Origin of the sequence: Lacicoccus qingdaonensis (assembly GCF_900101075.1) — a bacterium.
Classification (GTDB): domain Bacteria; phylum Bacillota; class Bacilli; order Staphylococcales; family Salinicoccaceae; genus Lacicoccus; species Lacicoccus qingdaonensis.
The window spans coordinates 1-18,463 of sequence record NZ_FNFY01000019.1; the positions used below are offsets into that span (position 1 = coordinate 1).

An 18,463-nucleotide genomic window follows, 5' to 3' on the forward strand; every position below is an offset into this window, starting at 1 on the left:
TTCAACATATCTAACAAAGATAGAAATAATCATGGCGGCATAGTTCAACTCTTCAGGTGCACCAAGTCGGGACTTTTTCGTTACTGCATGATAAATTTTATCCAAATTTATCGTAGAAATAATGGCATCATATTTTTGGGGAGGTGCCATGTCATATAATTCCTGGATGCCAAATAAGCTTGGTTGTCGTATAATGGTCATAAGAAGCACTCCTTCAGTCTTTTTATGGTTTGTTCGTCAACTACCATTATACAAGATTTGGGGAGGTGCTTCTTTTTTTAACTCTCAAAACTGTTGGGAGACATGGGGTTAGAATTATGAAATTCATTCCTCTGTTAAGTTAATGATATGTTCCCACGTCTCTATCCTGAATATTTCAAATGGGTTGTCCAAAATACCATAGCCTATCATCAGGCCCAGGAAAAAGACGATGATTGCGATATATAGGAACAGTAAAATACGGACGACCAGCGGAAAACGTCTATGAACAAGTTTTTTTGATGTTTCTTCCATACTAAAACCTCACTCTAGTTAGTCACGGGTTCTCTCTTTTTACCTTCGTCACTAACTCTTTCGATATCGGCACCAAGCTGACTCAGTTTTTTGTGAAAATCAACATAGCCCCGATCTAAATGCCTTAATTCTGTAACTACAGTATACCCTTCAGCTGCCAATCCTGCCAGTATTAAAGCTGCTGCTGCTCTTAAGTCTGTAGCTTTGACACGCGCACCCTGCAACGCTATGCCGCCTTTAATTACTGCGGTGTTATTCTCCAATGATATATCTGCATTCATATTGCCAAATTCGTCTACATGCATGAATCTGTTCTCAAAAATAGTTTCAGTGATGGTGCTTGTGCCTTGTACTGTAGTTAAAAGTGCCATCATCTGACTTTGCATATCTGTCGGAAATCCTGGGTGCGGCATCGTCTTGACACTGATCGGTTTCAATCTCTCAGATGGTATAACTTTAATTTCATTATCGTTATCTAAAATCTTGATGCCCATATCTTCCAATTTGGAAACCAGGGACAAGAGATGATCTGCAACGACATTCTTTAATGTGATTTCGCTGTTTGTGATTGCTGCAGCAATCATGAAAGTGCCTGCTTCAATACGATCCGGAATCACTTTATGATCCACGCCTGTCAGTTCTTTGACACCTTCGATGACAATATGACTTGTACCGGCACCTGTTATACGGCCGCCCATATCATTGATATAATCAGCCAGATCTTCAATTTCCGGTTCCATGGCGACGTTCTCAAGATGAGTGACTCCATCAGCGAGGCTTGCAGCCATGATCAAGTTCTGAGTTGCGCCTACACTCGGGAAATCCAATGATATCTTTGCACCTTTTAAAGTGCCGTCGGTATGTCCTTCGATATTACCATCAATATTTCTGAAAGTCGCTCCCATTTTTTCGAGGCCTTTTATATGCTGTTCAATCGGCCGGCTGCCAATCGCGCATCCGCCCGGCATGGCAATCTTACATTTTCCATAACGTGCAAGCAGCGGCCCCATGACAAGCATGCTCGCTCTCATTTTACTTACAAGATCATATGGCGCGTTATAGGATAAGCCGTTTGAAGAATCGACCTTTACAGTACCCTCTTCTGTTTCAACTTTTGCACCAAGTAATTTTAATAAAGAAGTTAAGGTATCCACATCTGATAAATTCGGCACGTTTGTCAACACAGAACTGCCTTTGACAGGTAGCAGGGAAGCCACCAATACTGGAAGTACTGCGTTTTTTGAGCCTTCTATATTTACAGATCCTGTTAATCTGTTTCCGCCCTTAACGATAATTTTGTCCATTGTCCACACTCCATAAATAATAGTTAAAACACTATCTGTTTAACTATAAACTATACTATAGTTGTCTAAACATGTTGTAAAGCATTTTAATCGGTTTTTAATTAAATATTAATGAAGCTTCCTGAACGAGAGAAAAGAAATCCATAATAAAATTACTCAGAGCGCTGCCCAGCAGAACAGACAGTACAATCATCAACAATATTATCCTGCCGGTCTCTCCTTTTCGGAAAAATCTCTGAATATTCAATCCTTGTATCAGCCAAAAGCAAAATATGACACTGAACAGATGTAATATTATATGCATGAAAGCCAGTTGTGAAAATAAAATATAAATCACCCTTTAAAAAAAGCCTGGGGCTCCCCAGGCTTTATCTGTGTTGTGCAACATTTATACGGTTGAGTGCACGTTGTAAAGACAACTCTGCACGGTATCTGTCTATTTTTTCATCTTGTGACTGTTGCAGTAATTTTTCTGCACGCCCACGTGCTGCTTCGGCACGTTCTGTATCTATATCTTCAGCAAATTCACCTGCTTGAACAAGTACAGTGACTTTTGAAGGGTTTACTTCTGCGAACCCTTCAGTTACAGCAAAGTATTCATACTGACCATTTATCTTTACTCGTAAACTGCCTATTTTAAGTGCAGCTACAGTCGGGATATGTCCAGCCATAATACCAAGTTCACCTTGTTTTGACTGAAGTATGATAATCTCGCAGTCTTCTTCTTGAAAGACTGAACCATTAGGAGTCACTATGTCGAGTGAAATTGTCATGTGATTTTACCTCCCGATTTTATACTTCTACACCCATATCACGAGCTTTTTCAAGTACAGCTTCAATGCTGCCGACCAGTCGGAATGCATCTTCAGGTATATGATCGTAATTTCCTGTAAGGATTTCCTTGAATCCTTTCACAGTCTCAGCAACCGGTACATAAGAACCTTTCTGACCAGTGAACTGTTCTGCAACGTGGAAATTCTGGCTCAGGAAGAACTGGATACGACGTGCACGTGACACTGTAACCTTATCTTCATCTGACAATTCATCCATACCAAGAATCGCAATGATATCCTGCAATTCACGGTATTTCTGGATTGTTGCCTGTACTTCTCTTGCAACTTCATAGTGTTCTTCACCGACAACTGCCGGTGATAATGCACGTGAAGTGGAAGCAAGCGGGTCCACCGCCGGGTAGATACCCATCTCTGATAATTTACGTTCCAGGTTTGTCGTTGCATCCAGGTGTGCGAAAGTCTGAGCAGGCGCCGGGTCTGTATAGTCATCGGCAGGTACGAATACCGCCTGGATTGACGTAACAGAACCAGTGCTTGTCGTTGTGATCCTCTCCTGAAGCTGACCCATCTCAGTTGCAAGTGTAGGCTGGTAACCTACCGCTGACGGCATACGTCCAAGAAGTGCCGACACCTCTGAACCTGCCTGTGTGAAACGGAAAATGTTATCGATGAATAACAGAACATCCTGTCCCTGTTCATCCCTGAAATATTCTGCCATTGTAAGGCCTGACAATGCTACACGCATACGTGCACCAGGCGGCTCGTTCATCTGACCGAATACCATCGCTGTCTTTTCAATAACACCTGAATCACTCATCTCGTAATAAAGGTCGTTACCTTCACGCGTACGCTCTCCTACACCGGCAAATACTGAAATACCGCCGTGTTCCTGTGCCACGTTGTTGATCAGTTCCTGGATCAGAACTGTCTTACCAACACCGGCACCGCCGAACAGGCCGATCTTACCGCCTTTTGTATAAGGTGCAAGTAAGTCTACTACTTTAATACCCGTTTCCAAAATTTCTACATTCGTAGTCAATTCATCAAATGTCGGAGCTTGTCTGTGAATTGGATCTCTTCTTTCGGTTTCAGCAAGAGGCTCACCTAAATCAATATGTTCACCTAATACGTTAAATACACGGCCAAGTGTCGCTTCACCGACAGGCACTGAAATTGGGCTGCCTGTATTGACAACTTCTGAACCACGCTGAAGCGCATCTGTTGAAGCCATCGCAATTGTTCTTACAACATTATCACCCTGGTGAAGTGCAACTTCCAGAGTGAGGGAAGTTGTTTCGTCACCTTTGTGAATGTCTACAGTCAATGCGTTATTTAATTCAGGCAGTTCGCCTTCATTAAAACGAACGTCAACAACAGGACCCATGACTTGTATTATTTGACCTAAAGCCATTCGTTTTCCTCCTAGCAATCTTATTCAAGTGCAGCTGCACCGCCAACAATCTCTGTGATTTCCTGCGTAATTGCAGCTTGTCTCGCACGGTTGTATTCCAATGATAAATCATCTATAAGTTCTTTAGCATTATCTGTTGCAGCTTTCATGGCAGTCATACGTGCTGCATGTTCACTTGCCTTGGCTTCCAGTAAAGCACCGTATATCAAACTTTCTGCATACTGCGGCAGAATAGTAGCAAGCAGTGATTCTTTATCCGGCTCAAACTCGTAGCTCGTTAAAGCTGATTCAGATTTTGAGCCCGAATCCATGTCTGATTTTGACAATGGCAGCAACTTATCAGTTTTCACTTTCTGTTCAAGCACATTAATGAACTCATTATATATAATGTACAGTTCATCTATGTCTTCATCTATAAAGCTTGATACTGCTTCATGTGTAATTTCTTTGACACTGCTGAAGTCAGGCTGATCGGCCAGGCCGGTACGGTATTTCGAAACACTGTAACCTCTCGCGGTCAGGAATTCATAACCCATTTTACCGATAGCCAAAATATCGTAATAATCAGCTTCATTGTTATGACGTTCTTTTATCGTGCCGGTCAGTTGTTTTAAAACATTTGAGTTGTAAGGGCCTGCCAGACCACTGTCCGCAGTAATCACAACATAACCTGTACGTTTGACAGGGCGATCTTCCAGCATAGGATGTTCTGCTGTAGAATCTCCAGACGCTATCGCCTGCACAGCTTCCTGCAGCTTATCACGGTATGTCTGAAATCTGGTCGCATTCTCCTCTGCCCGACGAAGTTTCGAGTTTGAGACCATGTGCATTGCACTGGTAATCTGACTCATCTTCTTTGTCGAACCGATACGCCCTTTTATCTCTCTAAGTGAAGCCATACATTCACCACCTTATCCATCATCGTCTCAACTTACTTTGAAGGATTAAAAATTTTCTTGAAGCTTTCCATCGCATTAACGTATGCTTCATCATCCGGCAATTGTTTTGTATCACGGATCGTGTTCAGAAGTTCTTTCTGGTTTGAATCCATCCAGCTTAAAAACTCATCTTCAAAACGTGTGATATCTTCAACTGCGATATCGTCCAGGTGCCCGTTTACAAGTGCATAAAGGATTGCAACCTGATACTCGACTTTCAGCGGGTTGTTCTCACCCTGCTTAAGCACTTCGACCGTTCTCTTCCCGCGTTCAAGTTTCGCTGCAGTCGCCTCATCAAGGTCTGAACCAAACTGCGCAAATGACTCCAGCTCACGGTATGATGCGAGGTCAAGACGCAGTGTACCTGCAACTTTCTTCATCGCTTTGATCTGTGCGGAACCACCTACACGTGAAACCGACAGTCCGGCGTTGATCGCAGGTCTTACACCTGAGAAGAACAGGTCGGACTGCAGGAATATCTGCCCGTCAGTAATGGAGATAACGTTTGTCGGTACGTATGCACTGATATCCCCTGCCTGAGTCTCAATGAACGGCAGTGCAGTGATTGAACCGCCGCCCAGGTCATCATTCAGTTTTGCAGCACGCTCAAGTAAGCGGCTGTGTACATAGAATACGTCACCAGGGTAAGCTTCACGGCCCGGCGGACGGCGAAGAAGCAATGACAGCTCACGGTAAGCAGCAGCCTGCTTCGTCAAGTCATCATAGACAACAAGCACGTGTTTGCCGTTGAACATGAATTCTTCTGCCATGGATACTCCTGCATATGGAGCGATATATAATAATGGAGCAGGCTGGGATGCACTCGCAGATACTACGATTGTGTAATCCAACGCACCATTTTGACGTAAAGTTTCAACTGTAGCTGCAACTGTTGATTCCTTCTGACCGATTGCTACATAGACACAGATCATATCCTGATCTTTCTGGTTCAGAATCGTGTCGATTGCAACAGTTGTCTTACCTGTCTGACGGTCACCGATGATCAGCTCACGCTGACCGCGGCCGATTGGAACTAAAGCGTCAATCGCTTTAATACCAGTCTGTAATGGTTCATCAACACTTTTACGATCCATTACACCAGTCGCAGGGCTTTCGATTGGTCTTGTCTTCGTTGCACCGATCGGACCTTTGCCGTCAATCGGCTGGCCCAAAGAGTTTACAACGCGGCCGATAAGTTCTTCACCAACAGGCACTTCCATGATTCTGCCTGTACGCTTAACTTCATCGCCTTCTTTAATATCATCATACGGTCCTAAAATAACAATACCGATATTACTTTCTTCCAAGCTCTGTGCCAGTCCCAGTACACCACTAGGGAATTCCAGCAACTCTCCAGCCATTGCATCATTCAAACCATGAGCAAGCGCGATACCGTCACCGACCTGTATAACAGTTCCAACATCGGATACTGTCATGTCCTTCTCATAATTTTCAATCTGGCTTTTTAAAAGAGTACTAATTTCGTCAGCTTTGATTGCCATGAATGTCACTCCTCAATTAACTATTCGCGTGTTCCTTGAATTGATTTTTTAAAGTGTTCAACTGTCCTCTTACGGAAGCATCATATACTTTCGTATCGATAAATACTCTGATGCCGCCGATCAGGTCTTCGTTCACTTCATTTTCAATCATCAGTTTTTTCAATCCTGTTTTCTTTATGAAAAATTTCCCGACATCATCCAGCTCATCACTGGATAATTTATAGACAGATTCGACCACTACATGTTCCTGGCTGAAACGTTCATTGTAGAGTTCGATGAAGTCTTCATGAATGTTTTCAAGTTCAGTCATCTTACCCTTATCGAACAGAATCAGCAGCATGTTGTACAAAGGCCCTTCAATTTCACTGAAAACACTTTCCAGAACTTTTTTCCTTTCAGCTCTGGCAATCTTTGGATTTGTGATGAAATCATTAAACTCCGGCACATTATGTACGCTTTTTACAATATTGTCGAAATCCTTTTTCACTTCGGTCAATGTCTCATCGCTTTTGACTGCTTTGAACAGGGCACTGGCATAATTAGTCGATACTTCAGCCATTATTTATCCCCTGCTTCCTGTAAATACTGCTGTACCAATTTCTGCTGATCTTTATGATCCATTTCTTTCGAAATCATCTTCTCAGCAATCAGAATTGACAATTCAGCGACTTGATCGTTAATTTCCAGGATCGCTTTTTCTTTTTCACGCTCAACATCAGCCTTCGCATTTGCCATAAGCTGATTCGCACGTGTATTTGCATCATGAACAATAGCTTCTTGTTCTTTTGTTGCCTGGTTCTTGGCATCTTCCATAATTGCAGATATGTCTGCCTGTGTCTGTTTTACCAATGCTTCATTTTCTTCTTGAAGACGCTGCGCTTCAATTCTGCGTTGTTCTGCATCATCGATTTCCGAATGTATAAGATTCTCTCTGTCATCCATAACTTTTTTCAATGGTTTCCAGACAAAGTATGATAAAGCCCCAAGCAGAATAAGGAAACTTACGAGCAGTACAACACTGCTTCCGATTGCCACGCCGACATCTCCAGTATTTCCCAATATAAGAAATTCCACTTATGTACACTCCTTTCAAGAAAGTTTCGTTCACTCATCAAACAACATAATAAGAGGGCGAAATCTTGGTATAAGACTTCGCCTTAGTAACGATTCTTAGAACGTAAACATAAGTAGGAATGCGATAACGATTGCCATGATCGGAACAGCTTCAACAACACCGATACCGATGAACATGATTGTCTGCAGGGGACCTTTCGCTTCCGGCTGACGTGCTACTGACTCGACTGTTTTCGAAACTACCATACCAATACCAAAGCTCGCTCCAAGTGCTGCTAATCCTGCTGCAATACCAGCTGCAAGTAAATTCATAAAATATTTCCTCCTAAATAGATATAAATGTAATTTTTATATTAATGATCATCACTCAATTTATGAGAGAGATAAACCATTGCTAACATAACGAATATGAACGCCTGAATCGCACTGATGAACAGTTTGAATCCCTGCCATACCATCAGCGGGATGAATCCGCCAACAGCACCAAGCACTCCACCTGTCGTAATCAGGGATACCAGTAGTAACAACAGGATTTCACCTGCATAGATGTTACCGTAAAGACGAAGACCTAACGTTAAATTATATGTAAATTCTTCAATGAACTTGATCGGTGCCATGAACCACATTGGTTGAAAATAAGATTTAACGTAAGTCCCCAAGCCTCTGGCCTGGACTCCGTAATAGTGTGTCAGTACAATCATCAGCCCGGCAAGTGTCAACGTTACCGTCGGATCTGCCGTTGGAGATTTCCACCATAGAGTATGGTCGGCATCAGGAAGTATGATTGTAAATGGTATACCGATTATATTGGCCACAAAGATAAAAGCAATCAGAGTAATTGCCATGAAGTGGAATTTACCACCCTGCTTCCAGGCCATATTACTTGAAATCATACCTTTAACGAAGTTTACCAGCGCTTCCACAAGAACCTGCGGTTTACCTGTCGGTCTTACGGCCAGTTTTCGCGTCATGAAAAACAATACGAAGAAAACAACCAGACATGTAATGACAATCATCAATGATGTCGACAGATCAAACATTATTGGCAAACCGAAAAAATCAATCGTAATCGTTGGAGTTCCGTGTTCCATTATTTCACCTCTTTCACTTCGTTAATTCTCTGACAGCATGAAAAATAATCAATATATAACCAAGGAGCAACCCTACAGTTATCGCAAAAATGTTGAACGTTTCCGGAAACCTCAGCCACACCAGCAATGTCACTATAACAATGATGAATCTTGTCATTGTCCCGAGTTTAACTTTGCCATTTTCTTCTTCGTATGCTTTATCAAGATGATAATACCAGTTGAAAATCATCAATGTGGACGCAGAAGTGCCTATGAGTAGTCCGGCAGCTATTGATGATTGTGTAAAAAGGACAAAGAGTAAACTTACTATGAGCGGGATAGATAAATATCTTAAGAAATGATTAAAAAATCGCCTGAAAAATGACACTATAGATACAGTCTCCTAGTGGTTTGGAAAGCTTCCTAGAGTAACTTTCACATTACTCTTGTAATGATATATGAGAGCAATTTTTGTGTCAATAACATGTATAGATTTATTTAATCATTATGAAACCGCGACATATTATCGACACAATTAATTACACACGGAAACTTTCAGGTTTATCTTTTAAGACACCATAAAAATATTTTATGTTTTCACATATACGTTTTGATGCCTCACCGTCTCCATACGGGTTCGCCGCCTGTGACATCCCCCTGTACACATCTTCATTTGTAAGTAATTCCCTGGTAAGGTCATAAATTGACTGTTTCTCTATGCCGGCAAGTTTCAAAGTACCTGCTTCCACACCTTCCGGACGTTCTGTAGTGTCTCTTAGAACCACAACGGGCTTTGCCAGTGAAGGTGCTTCTTCCTGAACACCGCCCGAATCGGTCAAAATGATGTGGCTGTTCGCTGCAAAGTTGTGGAAGTCGACGACATCCAAAGGTTCAATGATTTCTATACGGTCATGACCTCCGAGATATTCATCGGCAATATTTCTCACTTTAGGGTTTTTATGAATTGGATAAACGACTGTTACGTCTTCGAATTCATCGACGATATCCCTCACCGCACTGAAGATGTTGTGCATCGGCGTACCGATGTTTTCACGTCTGTGAGCAGTCAGAAGAATCACCTTGTTGTCTTTATGTTTCTCTATTATTTCACTGTAATACTCATCATTGACGGTAGTATTCAATGCATCTATTGCAGTATTCCCTGTAACAGATATGGATGCTTCATTCTTATTTTCCACAAGAAGGTTCTTCTTGGAATTTTCCGTAGGTGAAAAATGAAGGTCTGCAAGAATACCTGTCATCTGTCTGTTCATCTCTTCAGGGAATGGTGAGTATTTGTTGTGTGTTCTGAGTCCCGCTTCCACATGGCCGATATCTATCTGGTTGTAGAATGCAGCAAGGCTGCCCGCAAATGTTGTCGTAGTGTCGCCATGTACCAGAATCATATCCGGTTTTGCTTCTTTGATCACCGAGTCAAGCCCTTCGATCACCCTTCCGGTAATTTCCGAAAGAGTCTGCCCCTGCTTCATGATATTTAAATCATAATCAGGTTCTATATCAAATATTTTCAGCACTTGATCAAGCATTTCTCTATGTTGAGCGGTAACTACAACAATTGGTTCCAGCTCCGGGTCATTTTTCAAAGCAAGCACCAGCGGCGCCATCTTGATCGCTTCCGGTCGAGTTCCAAATATAGTCATAATCTTTTTCATGAATTTTCTCCCTATTAATTTGAATTATTTTGTACCGAATAAACGGTCTCCGGCATCACCCAGGCCGGGCACGATGTAACTGTGTTCATCCAGCCTGTCATCCAGTGCGGCAATATAGATGTCCACATCAGGATGAGCCTCCTGCAGGACTTCCACACCTTCAGGTGCGGCAATCAAACAGATGAAACGGATTTTACTGCCGCCTCTTTTTTTGATTGCAGTGATCGCCTCGACTGCGGATGCGCCTGTTGCCAGCATCGGATCGATGACAAAAATATCCCGCTCTTCAATATCTCCAGGAAATTTTGCATAGTACTCTATCGCCTGCAATGTATCCGGATCACGGTAAAGACCGATATGGCCGACCCGGGCAGAAGGTATCAGCTTATGAATACTCTCCTGCATACCGAGCCCCGCCCTTAAAATCGGAACAAGACAAATCTTTTTACCGCTCAGCCTTTTGGCTGTTGTCGTCTGTATCGGTGTATCCACCTCGACGTCTTCCAAATCAAGATTTCTGGTCACTTCATATGCCATCAGCATGCCGACTTCATCAACCAGTTCCCTGAATGTTTTGGTAGGAGTGTTTTTATCTCTTATAAAACCCATTTTATGCTGAATAAGAGGATGTTCCATCACTTGAACCTTTGACATAAATGCCCTCCTGTTCATTCTAGATACTTAAATATTTATCAACCGTACAAAGGATAATCTGCAGTCATTGCATGTACTTTTTCGATTATTCCATCCAGGCCCTCTTCATTTTTCGTGCGCTTCAATGTCTCTGCCATCAACTTCGCAACTTCTTCCATGTCTTTTTCTTTGAAGCCTCTTGTCGTCATGGCCGGCGTGCCGAGACGAAGACCGCTCGTTACAAATGGAGATTCTTTATCAAATGGAATGGTGTTTTTATTGCATGTAATACCAATTTCATCAAGCGCTTCTTCCGCCTGTTTGCCAGTCAGACCGAAACTCTTTACATCAACTAAAACGATGTGGTTGTCAGTGCCGCCTGAAACGACTCTCAGGCCGTTGTCAGTCAGACCTTTCGCCAGTGCCTGGGCATTTTTGATCACCTGTTGCTGATATTCTTTGAAGCCGTCTTCAAGTGCTTCTCCGAATGCCACCGCTTTGGCAGCGATGATATGCATCAGTGGACCGCCCTGAATACCCGGGAATATCATGCTGTTCAGTTTTTTGCCAAACTTCTCTTTTGCCAGGATGATGCCACCTCTCGGCCCTCTCAGCGTCTTGTGTGTAGTGGAAGTGACAAAGTCCGCATGCGGCACCGGATTCGGGTGCAGTCCCGCTGCCACGAGACCTGCAATATGCGCCATATCCACCATGAAATAAGCACCGACTTCGTCAGCGATTTCACGGAATTTTGCAAAATCGATCTGTCTTGAATAAGCGCTCGCTCCTGCTATGATGAGCTTCGGCTGTTCTTTTTTTGCTATTTCCATCACTTCATCATAATCAATCGTTTCCGTTTCACTATCGACACCATACTCACTGAACTCATACATCTTGCCGCTGAAGTTGACCGGTGCACCATGCGTCAGATGGCCGCCGTGGCTTAAATTCATGCCCAGCACTTTATCTCCCGGTTCGAGTATTGAGAAATAAACACCCATGTTCGCCTGTGAGCCGGAATGTGGCTGGACGTTCACGTACTCGGCGCCGAAAATCTCCTTCAACCTGTCTCTCGCCAGATCTTCAACGACATCCACGAATTCACATCCGCCGTAATAGCGTTTATGAGGATACCCCTCTGCGTACTTGTTCGTCAGGATTGAACCCTGTGCTTCTAATACTGCTTTGGATACAAAGTTCTCGGATGCGATCAATTCAATATTTTTATCCTGACGGTTAAACTCAGATTCCATTGCTTCAAACAGTTTTGGATCTTGTGATTTGATATTTGACACTTGCATTCTCCCCTATACATTTATTTAGGTATTATATTTTGCTCTGGGACCGCCGATCAGCTTAGGTCTGGTTTTCGCTATTGTTACAACCGCTTCGCCGATCAGTCTTGTATTTGTCCTCAGAGGTACAGCAACATGCTTTAAATGCATACCGATCATTGTCTGGCCGATATCTATGCCGGAATCTGCAGTGACGAATTCAGCAACAACCGGGTCGGCCATCTCCTGATACGCATATTCACTGAGGCTGCCGCCTGCACTTCTGTGAGGTACGACGCTCACTTCATCGAAGCCGAACTGAACAGAAGTTCCTCTGTCCATTGTTACTGCCCGGTTGATGTGTTCACACCCCTGAAACATTAAATGAATATCATATTTCTCTCTTACCGTACTTAAACTGTCGAAAATCACTTCCGCCACTTCCAGTGAACTGCTTTTGCCAATATGTTCGCCGATCACTTCAGATGTGGAACAGCCGATGATAAGACGCTGACCTTCAAAGAAAAATTTTTCCTCTTCAAGCTCTGCTATCAGTGTTTCCAGATCATTCTTCAATTTTCCGAACTCTTTTTTCATGTCTACCACCCTCGAATTCAGTATTTAACCAAATGTCTACAATGTCGGACGCGAGACCTTTTCCAATAACCCTTTCACCCATTGCCAGGATGTTCGAATCATTGTGCTCTCTTGTCGCTCTTGCTGAGAATGTGTCATGCACTAAAGCACAACGGATACCTTTGACTTTGTTCGCAGAAATACTCATGCCTATACCGGTTCCGCAAATCAGAATGCCTTTATCGTATTCCCCCGCAGCCACCTTCTCCGCCAGCGGTTTTGCAAAATCCGGATAGTCAACGGAATCGTCGGATCCCGGCCCGAAATCAGTGATATCCACGTCTTTTTCTTTCAGTTCACTGACAATGGTATTCTTCAGATTAAAGCCGCCGTGATCTGACCCAATTATAACTTTCATATTTTCACCTCAACTATATTATATATAAAATTCTCATACTTGAAAGTAATCATATTACTTTTATCACATTATTTAAATAATTTATCTATAAAAGATTTCATTTGAGCATACACTTCACGGTAATCTTCATAGCTTCCCCCTACGGGGTCAATGATGTCCATGGCACTTCCGTCCGCATATTCGCTCAATAAATACACTTCCGAATCAGGGTACAGCTCCTTCAATAGATCCTGGTGCCCTTTTGTCATTGTCAATAATATGGAGTTTTTGGCATCCTCATCTGATATCTGCTGCGGCGCATCCGGCTGGCTAAGTTTTTCTTCATCAATAATCTGCTGAGATGAAGGGTTGGTCATGGTTTCTGTGACCATGATCCCCCTCGAAGAAAATGTATGGTTCTCATATGTTGATTTTGCGTAGCTTTCAGCAAGCGGACTTCTGCAGGTGTTTCCTGTGCACACAAATACAATCGGTTTAGTCAATTTCATGCGCTCCTTTTATCAATACGTCGCCTGCGGCTTTATATATTCTGTTTAACAGTGCTTCAGATCGCGGATTTACTCTAAACCTGTATATATAGATGATGTCCACATCGGACTTGTCCATCTTTCTGAGTGCACCGTACAAATTTTTAGCCGCTTCCCTGTAATCGTCTTCCTTTTGGCACAGGCTGACAAACTCCACATCTTCCGGGATATCACGGCGGAATCGTTCGGGTGCAATCACACCGATGTTCTGTTCTTTTTCGGATGTCAGCGTCTGCGACAACACACTGCCTTCAATCAGTATGAGCGGCTGCCTGGGTGCATAATGCTTATATTTCATCCCCGGGGAAACAGGCTTCTCCATATCACCTGAATGGACAGCGACCTGTCCGTCGATAACGCTTTCCAAATCCTCTTTCGTGACCTCGCCCGGTCTTGCAATACGGTATGGAAATGTTGTACAGTCCAGCACTGTGCTTTCGATGCCGTAATCGGCCGAATCGCTGGCAATAACACCATACACCTTACCCTTTAAATCCTCTATGACATGGCTGTAATCGGTCGGTGAAGGCTTCCCGCTTATATTGGCACTCGGAGCCGCCAGCGGAATGTCCGTATACTCCAGAATCCTCAGAGCGACAGGATGACTCGGCATCCTTACGGCGACGGATCTTAAGTCTGCCACAGTTTTCGCAGCGATATAATTATCCTTCAAAGGCAATATGAAAGATATCGGCCCCGGCCAGAAAGTTTCCATCAGCTTTAAAATGCGTTCATCCGGTATTTCAGCGAATTTTTCCAACTGCTCAATACTGTGGATATGGACGATCAGCGGATTATCCTGCGGTCTTTCTTTGGCATTGAATATTTTTTGGATGGCTTCCGGGTTCGTTGCATCCCCTGCAAGCCCGTATACCGTCTCGGTGGGCAGTCCGATGACTTCCCCATATGTCAGTACTGTCTTTATTTCTTCCAGCTTGTCCAATGTTCCGGGACTGTTCAGTTCATCTGATGAAATCTGCCAAATTTTTGTATCCAAACTCCCTCATCCTTCCCAGGTAAAATAAAGTATTCTGTCCTGCTTGTTGATATCTTTCACAACTCCGTACCGTTTTGTCTCCGGCCATCTCCTCAGTAGATATATTAACAATGGCTCCTTTTGATTAAAAGCAATTTCACAATAAACCCTGCCGCCGGCACTTAACACTTCGGGCAGTCCGTCAATCAGCCTTTTATAAATCTCAAGTCCGTCATCCCCGGCAAACAGTGCCTGGTGCGGTTCGTGCTCGATGACAGAGGGCGTCATGACCGGTATATCATCTTTTGATATATAGGGAGGATTGGAGATGATGACATCTGCCTTTATATGATTCTCAATCAACGGACGGTATAAATCACCATGATAAAAAGTGATGTCGGCATTATGTGCATTACAGTTTTCTTTTGCCACTTCGAGAGCATCCTGTGATATGTCTGTTGCATATACTTTATTTTGATTCCAGTATTTATGCAGGGTCACCGGTATCGCTCCGGTGCCCGTTCCGATATCCACCACGGTCCGGCCGTCGTCTTTTTCTTCATTCAGAACAAACATGACCAGTTCTTCTGTTTCATTTCTCGGAATCAACGTGTCAGTCGTCACTTTGAATTTTTCCCCGTAAAACCATGAAAACCCCACAACGTATTGATAGGGTTCTCCGGCACACACTCTTTTGACAGCTTTATCATAAATCCCCTGCTCACATTGTGACATCGGCTCATCTGACTTCATCATGATCTGGGCAGTTGTCATTCTGAAGAGGTCTTCTGCCAAAAGCTGGGCTATTCTCGTTTCTTTACCATGGGCATAAAGAGAATTTTCTGCTTTTCTTATCACATCACGATAATTATATGGTGGCATTGTTCAGCTCTTCAAGTTTGGATGTCTGCTCTTCGATGATCAATGCGTCGATGATATCATCAAGTCTGCCTTCAATAATCTGATCCAGTTTTTGGATTGTCAGACCGATTCTGTGGTCTGTAACACGGCTCTGGGGATAGTTGTATGTTCTTATGCGTTCTGAACGGTCGCCCGTCCCCACTGCCGATTTTCTCTGCTCCGCATATTCAGCTTCCGCTTCCTGCTGCATCAGGTCATAGATTCTTGCGTTCAAAACCTTTCTCGCACGTTCCCTGTTTTTAATCTGGGATTTCTCATCCTGGGATGTGACAACCACACCTGTAGGGATATGGGTGATACGGACGGCTGAATCCGTCGTGTTTACGTGTTGTCCGCCCGCTCCGCTGGAACGGTAGGTATCGATTTTAAGGTCTTCATTTCTGATATCCATCTCGACATCTTCAACTTCAGGCAGAACTGCGACTGTCGCCGTTGATGTATGGATCCTGCCGCTGGACTCTGTTTCAGGTACTCTTTGCACACGATGTGCGCCATTTTCGTACTTCAGTCTGGAAAAGGCGCCGTGACCCTGGATCATAAAGCTGATTTCCTTATAGCCGCCGTGGTCACTGGCATTCGCCTCGACCACTTCAGTCTTCCAGCCATTATTTTCTGCATAGCGGGAATACATTCTGAACAGATCGCCGGCAAATATCTGGGCCTCATCTCCGCCCGCGGCACCGCGTATTTCAATGATGACGTTTTTATCATCATTTGGATCTTTCGGAAGGAGTAATAGTTTTAACTGCTCTTCCAGTTCCGGTATATGCTTTTCAGAGTCGGAAATTTCTTCCTTCAGCATATCGAGCATTTCTTTGTCGTCAGTTTCATGCAGCATTTCTTTCGATTCTTCCATCGTCTCTTTATAATTTTTATATTCACGAAAGACGTCCACTGTCTTTTGCAGATCACTTTGTTCTTTTGAATACTCTCTTAATTTATCAGGATCACTGACAACATCGGGGTCGCTTAAAAGCTCATTCAGCTGTTCATACCGATTTTCAATTATCTCCAATTGATCAAACATATTTTCACCTTTTCCGTCTTCTGTAATCTTTCTAAGTATATCATATTTTTGACACAAAAAAACTGCATTGAAACACATGTTCCAAGGCAGTTTGATCATTTTTCACATTATTCATTTGCTGATTTGAAACCAAATTTTTTGTTGAATCTCTCAACACGGCCATCCGCAGATGCGAATTTTTGGCGGCCGGTATAAAATGGATGCGAATCAGATGATATATCCAAACGGATAACCGGATATTCCTTACCATCTTCCCATTCCATCGTTTCATCGGAAGTACGTGTAGATCCACTTAAAAATTTATAATCTGTCGTAGAATCTAAAAATATTACTTTATGATATTCCGGATGAATGTTGTCTCTCATGATATTCAGCTCCCTTGCCCTGAACCATCTGGAACAGAGTTATTTTGTGGTTTTGCCACACAATACTTGTGTATTATACATTGTATAACTTCAAAAATCAACCGTTTTTCAAGTGTTTTATATTACAGGCTTTCCTGATTTTTGAGAAGACACCATGCGGTCCCTGAGGACATCAAAGAATTCTTCGTTTGATTCCGTCTGTTTCAATATTCTCAGGAATCTTTCCGTAAAGTCAGGCGCATCTGTAAACAGTTTTCTAAGCTGCCACAGTACATCCAATTCTTTCTTGTCTAGCAGCAGTTCTTCTTTTCTCGTACTCGAACGGCGGATATCAATCGCCGGGTAGATTCTTTTCTCACTGAGTCCCCGGTCCAGATGTAGTTCCATGTTCCCAGTCCCTTTGAACTCTTCATAAATGACATCATCCATACGGCTTCCGGTCTCAACAAGTGCCGTGGAAAGAATGGTCAGGCTTCCGCCTGCTTCTATATTACGGGCAGCACCGAAGAAATGTTTCGGCCGGTGTAAGCTTGCCGGATCCAGTCCGCCGGATAAAGTGCGTCCGCTTGGCGGGATTACCAGGTTATACGCTCTTGCCAGACGTGTGATCGAATCCATTAAAATGATGACGTCCTCACCCATCTCAACCATACGTTTCGATCTTTCAAGAAGAAGTTCAGCAACTTTCACATGATGCTGAGGCGGTTCGTCGAAAGTCGAGTGTACAACATCGGCATTTTCAACAGAACGCTCCAGGTCTGTAACCTCTTCTGGCCGCTCGCCTATCAGCAGTATGAACAGCTTGGCCTTCGGATGATTCACCGCAATTGCATTTGCAATTTCTTTCAGCAGCGATGTCTTACCCGCTTTCGGCGGTGCGACAATCATTCCGCGCTGGCCGAAACCGATCGGTGTGACAAGGTCCATAATGCGTGTGGATAAGCCACTGCCCTTATTTTCAAGGTGTATGCGCTCTTCCGGATACAGGGGGGTAAGCGCCTGGAAGTGCGGACGCTTCTTCACATCTTCAGCATTTTGGTCATTGATGAAATCGACCTGCAGCAGGCCGTAATATTTTTCATTTTCTTTGGGCTTTCTGACTTTCCCGGTGACTTTGTCACCTTTTTTCAATTCGAATCTTCTGATTTGGGATGCGGAGATATAGATGTCTTTCTCACCTTTTGAAAAGTTTACCGTACGGAGAAAACCATAGCCGTCCTGCTGAATGTCGTCCAGTACGCCTTCCATGTAATAGTTGCCCTCTTTCTCCATTTCGGCTTCCATGATGGCAAGTACAAGCTCTTTTTTATTCAGCTTGCTGTAGTTTGTCAGTTTCAGTTCTTTTGCACGTTCGGTAAGTACCTTTGTGGAATTGCCTTTATATAGCGAATCGAAGGTTTCGTACTTCATGCCTTCTTTGTTTCGATCAGCCATGTATTCACTTCACTTTCATATTTTTGGGTATTG

The 18,463-nt window shown here is 43.3% G+C and carries 23 protein-coding genes and 1 pseudogene; all 24 read right to left on the minus strand.

Translation table 11 applies throughout. The annotated features are described in order from the left end of the window. Positions 1-201: pseudogene (locus BLR15_RS09990) on the minus strand (IS5/IS1182 family transposase); the annotation flags it as partial. A 123-nt stretch (positions 202-324) separates the two neighbouring features. Beyond that, positions 325-513 carry a DNA-directed RNA polymerase subunit beta gene (locus BLR15_RS09995; protein ID WP_092987077.1) on the minus strand — a complete coding sequence of 63 codons (189 nt, stop codon included), beginning with the start codon at positions 511-513 and terminating at the stop codon, positions 325-327. A gap of 14 nt (positions 514-527) precedes the next feature. Next, positions 528-1,817, minus strand: a complete 1,290-nt coding sequence (murA, locus tag BLR15_RS10000; RefSeq protein ID WP_092987078.1) for a UDP-N-acetylglucosamine 1-carboxyvinyltransferase — start codon at positions 1,815-1,817, stop codon at positions 528-530. A 97-nt stretch (positions 1,818-1,914) separates the two neighbouring features. Continuing rightward, a complete protein-coding gene (locus BLR15_RS10005) occupies positions 1,915-2,121 on the minus strand; it encodes a DUF1146 family protein (RefSeq protein WP_245696740.1) in 207 nt (68 codons plus the stop codon). A gap of 64 nt (positions 2,122-2,185) precedes the next feature. Continuing rightward, positions 2,186-2,590 (minus strand): F0F1 ATP synthase subunit epsilon, encoded by a 405-nt coding sequence (locus tag BLR15_RS10010; protein ID WP_092987079.1) that lies wholly within the window; start codon positions 2,588-2,590, stop codon positions 2,186-2,188. Between the two features lie 19 nt (positions 2,591-2,609). Next, on the minus strand, positions 2,610-4,022 hold the full coding sequence (atpD, locus tag BLR15_RS10015) for a F0F1 ATP synthase subunit beta (protein WP_092987080.1): 1,413 nt from the start codon (positions 4,020-4,022) through the stop codon (positions 2,610-2,612). Positions 4,023-4,042: 20 nt separating this feature from the next. Next, positions 4,043-4,921, minus strand: a complete 879-nt coding sequence (gene atpG, locus BLR15_RS10020; protein WP_092987081.1) for an ATP synthase F1 subunit gamma — start codon at positions 4,919-4,921, stop codon at positions 4,043-4,045. Positions 4,922-4,953: 32 nt separating this feature from the next. Beyond that, complete coding sequence (gene atpA / locus BLR15_RS10025; protein ID WP_092987082.1) at positions 4,954-6,462, minus strand: F0F1 ATP synthase subunit alpha; 1,509 nt, start codon at positions 6,460-6,462, stop codon at positions 4,954-4,956. A gap of 16 nt (positions 6,463-6,478) precedes the next feature. After that, the gene (atpH, locus tag BLR15_RS10030) at positions 6,479-7,021 is read right to left on the minus strand and encodes an ATP synthase F1 subunit delta (RefSeq protein ID WP_092987084.1); all 543 of its coding nucleotides are present in this window, start codon (positions 7,019-7,021) and stop codon (positions 6,479-6,481) included. Continuing rightward, the gene (locus tag BLR15_RS10035) at positions 7,021-7,536 is read right to left on the minus strand and encodes a F0F1 ATP synthase subunit B (protein ID WP_092987085.1); all 516 of its coding nucleotides are present in this window, start codon (positions 7,534-7,536) and stop codon (positions 7,021-7,023) included. Before BLR15_RS10035 ends, atpH begins: the two co-directional genes overlap by 1 nt. 96 nt (positions 7,537-7,632) lie before the next feature. Further along, on the minus strand, positions 7,633-7,848 hold the full coding sequence (atpE, locus tag BLR15_RS10040; RefSeq protein WP_052254771.1) for a F0F1 ATP synthase subunit C: 216 nt from the start codon (positions 7,846-7,848) through the stop codon (positions 7,633-7,635). Positions 7,849-7,889: 41 nt separating this feature from the next. Continuing rightward, on the minus strand, positions 7,890-8,627 hold the full coding sequence (gene atpB / locus BLR15_RS10045; RefSeq protein WP_092987086.1) for a F0F1 ATP synthase subunit A: 738 nt from the start codon (positions 8,625-8,627) through the stop codon (positions 7,890-7,892). A 13-nt stretch (positions 8,628-8,640) separates the two neighbouring features. After that, positions 8,641-8,994, minus strand: coding sequence for an ATP synthase subunit I (locus BLR15_RS10050; RefSeq protein WP_092987087.1), 354 nt, complete (start codon positions 8,992-8,994; stop codon positions 8,641-8,643). A 151-nt stretch (positions 8,995-9,145) separates the two neighbouring features. Further along, positions 9,146-10,279, minus strand: a complete 1,134-nt coding sequence (wecB, locus tag BLR15_RS10055; protein WP_092987088.1) for a non-hydrolyzing UDP-N-acetylglucosamine 2-epimerase — start codon at positions 10,277-10,279, stop codon at positions 9,146-9,148. Between the two features lie 24 nt (positions 10,280-10,303). Next, positions 10,304-10,933 (minus strand): uracil phosphoribosyltransferase, encoded by a 630-nt coding sequence (gene upp / locus BLR15_RS10060; RefSeq protein WP_092987089.1) that lies wholly within the window; start codon positions 10,931-10,933, stop codon positions 10,304-10,306. Between the two features lie 38 nt (positions 10,934-10,971). Beyond that, complete coding sequence (locus BLR15_RS10065) at positions 10,972-12,207, minus strand: serine hydroxymethyltransferase (RefSeq protein WP_092987090.1); 1,236 nt, start codon at positions 12,205-12,207, stop codon at positions 10,972-10,974. Positions 12,208-12,231: 24 nt separating this feature from the next. Then, positions 12,232-12,783, minus strand: coding sequence for a TIGR01440 family protein (locus BLR15_RS10070; RefSeq protein WP_092987092.1), 552 nt, complete (start codon positions 12,781-12,783; stop codon positions 12,232-12,234). Next, a complete protein-coding gene (gene rpiB / locus BLR15_RS10075) occupies positions 12,752-13,180 on the minus strand; it encodes a ribose 5-phosphate isomerase B (RefSeq protein WP_092987093.1) in 429 nt (142 codons plus the stop codon). Before rpiB ends, BLR15_RS10070 begins: the two co-directional genes overlap by 32 nt. 68 nt (positions 13,181-13,248) lie before the next feature. Then, positions 13,249-13,662, minus strand: coding sequence for an arsenate reductase/protein-tyrosine-phosphatase family protein (locus BLR15_RS10080; protein ID WP_245696742.1), 414 nt, complete (start codon positions 13,660-13,662; stop codon positions 13,249-13,251). Further along, a complete protein-coding gene (locus tag BLR15_RS10085; RefSeq protein WP_092987098.1) occupies positions 13,655-14,704 on the minus strand; it encodes an L-threonylcarbamoyladenylate synthase in 1,050 nt (349 codons plus the stop codon). Before BLR15_RS10085 ends, BLR15_RS10080 begins: the two co-directional genes overlap by 8 nt. Positions 14,705-14,710: 6 nt before the next feature. Then, positions 14,711-15,541, minus strand: coding sequence for a peptide chain release factor N(5)-glutamine methyltransferase (prmC, locus tag BLR15_RS10090; RefSeq protein WP_245696743.1), 831 nt, complete (start codon positions 15,539-15,541; stop codon positions 14,711-14,713). A 10-nt stretch (positions 15,542-15,551) separates the two neighbouring features. Continuing rightward, complete coding sequence (gene prfA / locus BLR15_RS10095) at positions 15,552-16,631, minus strand: peptide chain release factor 1 (protein WP_092987101.1); 1,080 nt, start codon at positions 16,629-16,631, stop codon at positions 15,552-15,554. 107 nt (positions 16,632-16,738) lie between these two features. Continuing rightward, complete coding sequence (locus BLR15_RS10100) at positions 16,739-16,996, minus strand: type B 50S ribosomal protein L31 (protein ID WP_092987103.1); 258 nt, start codon at positions 16,994-16,996, stop codon at positions 16,739-16,741. Positions 16,997-17,113: 117 nt separating this feature from the next. After that, a complete protein-coding gene (rho, locus tag BLR15_RS10105; RefSeq protein WP_092987106.1) occupies positions 17,114-18,430 on the minus strand; it encodes a transcription termination factor Rho in 1,317 nt (438 codons plus the stop codon). Positions 18,431-18,463: the final 33 nt, after the last annotated feature.

Excerpts from the sequence above, each read along its gene's own strand:
- BLR15_RS10010 (WP_092987079.1), bottom strand. The coding sequence starts at position 2,590 with ATGACAATTTCACTCGACATAGTGACTCCTAATGGTTCAGTCTTTCAA.
- atpA (WP_092987082.1), bottom strand. The coding sequence starts at position 6,462 with ATGGCAATCAAAGCTGACGAAATTAGTACTCTTTTAAAAAGCCAGATT.
- rpiB (WP_092987093.1), bottom strand. The coding sequence starts at position 13,180 with ATGAAAGTTATAATTGGGTCAGATCACGGCGGCTTTAATCTGAAGAAT.
- BLR15_RS10005 (WP_245696740.1), bottom strand. The coding sequence starts at position 2,121 with ATGCATATAATATTACATCTGTTCAGTGTCATATTTTGCTTTTGGCTG.
- atpD (WP_092987080.1), bottom strand. The coding sequence starts at position 4,022 with ATGGCTTTAGGTCAAATAATACAAGTCATGGGTCCTGTTGTTGACGTT.
- rho (WP_092987106.1), bottom strand. The coding sequence starts at position 18,430 with ATGGCTGATCGAAACAAAGAAGGCATGAAGTACGAAACCTTCGATTCG.
- atpG (WP_092987081.1), bottom strand. The coding sequence starts at position 4,921 with ATGGCTTCACTTAGAGAGATAAAAGGGCGTATCGGTTCGACAAAGAAG.
- BLR15_RS10100 (WP_092987103.1), bottom strand. The coding sequence starts at position 16,996 with ATGAGAGACAACATTCATCCGGAATATCATAAAGTAATATTTTTAGAT.
- wecB (WP_092987088.1), bottom strand. The coding sequence starts at position 10,279 with ATGAAAAAGATTATGACTATATTTGGAACTCGACCGGAAGCGATCAAG.
- atpB (WP_092987086.1), bottom strand. The coding sequence starts at position 8,627 with ATGGAACACGGAACTCCAACGATTACGATTGATTTTTTCGGTTTGCCA.
- prfA (WP_092987101.1), bottom strand. The coding sequence starts at position 16,631 with ATGTTTGATCAATTGGAGATAATTGAAAATCGGTATGAACAGCTGAAT.
- atpE (WP_052254771.1), bottom strand. The coding sequence starts at position 7,848 with ATGAATTTACTTGCAGCTGGTATTGCAGCAGGATTAGCAGCACTTGGA.
- BLR15_RS10070 (WP_092987092.1), bottom strand. The coding sequence starts at position 12,783 with ATGAAAAAAGAGTTCGGAAAATTGAAGAATGATCTGGAAACACTGATA.
- upp (WP_092987089.1), bottom strand. The coding sequence starts at position 10,933 with ATGTCAAAGGTTCAAGTGATGGAACATCCTCTTATTCAGCATAAAATG.
- murA (WP_092987078.1), bottom strand. The coding sequence starts at position 1,817 with ATGGACAAAATTATCGTTAAGGGCGGAAACAGATTAACAGGATCTGTA.
- atpH (WP_092987084.1), bottom strand. The coding sequence starts at position 7,021 with ATGGCTGAAGTATCGACTAATTATGCCAGTGCCCTGTTCAAAGCAGTC.
- BLR15_RS09995 (WP_092987077.1), bottom strand. The coding sequence starts at position 513 with ATGGAAGAAACATCAAAAAAACTTGTTCATAGACGTTTTCCGCTGGTC.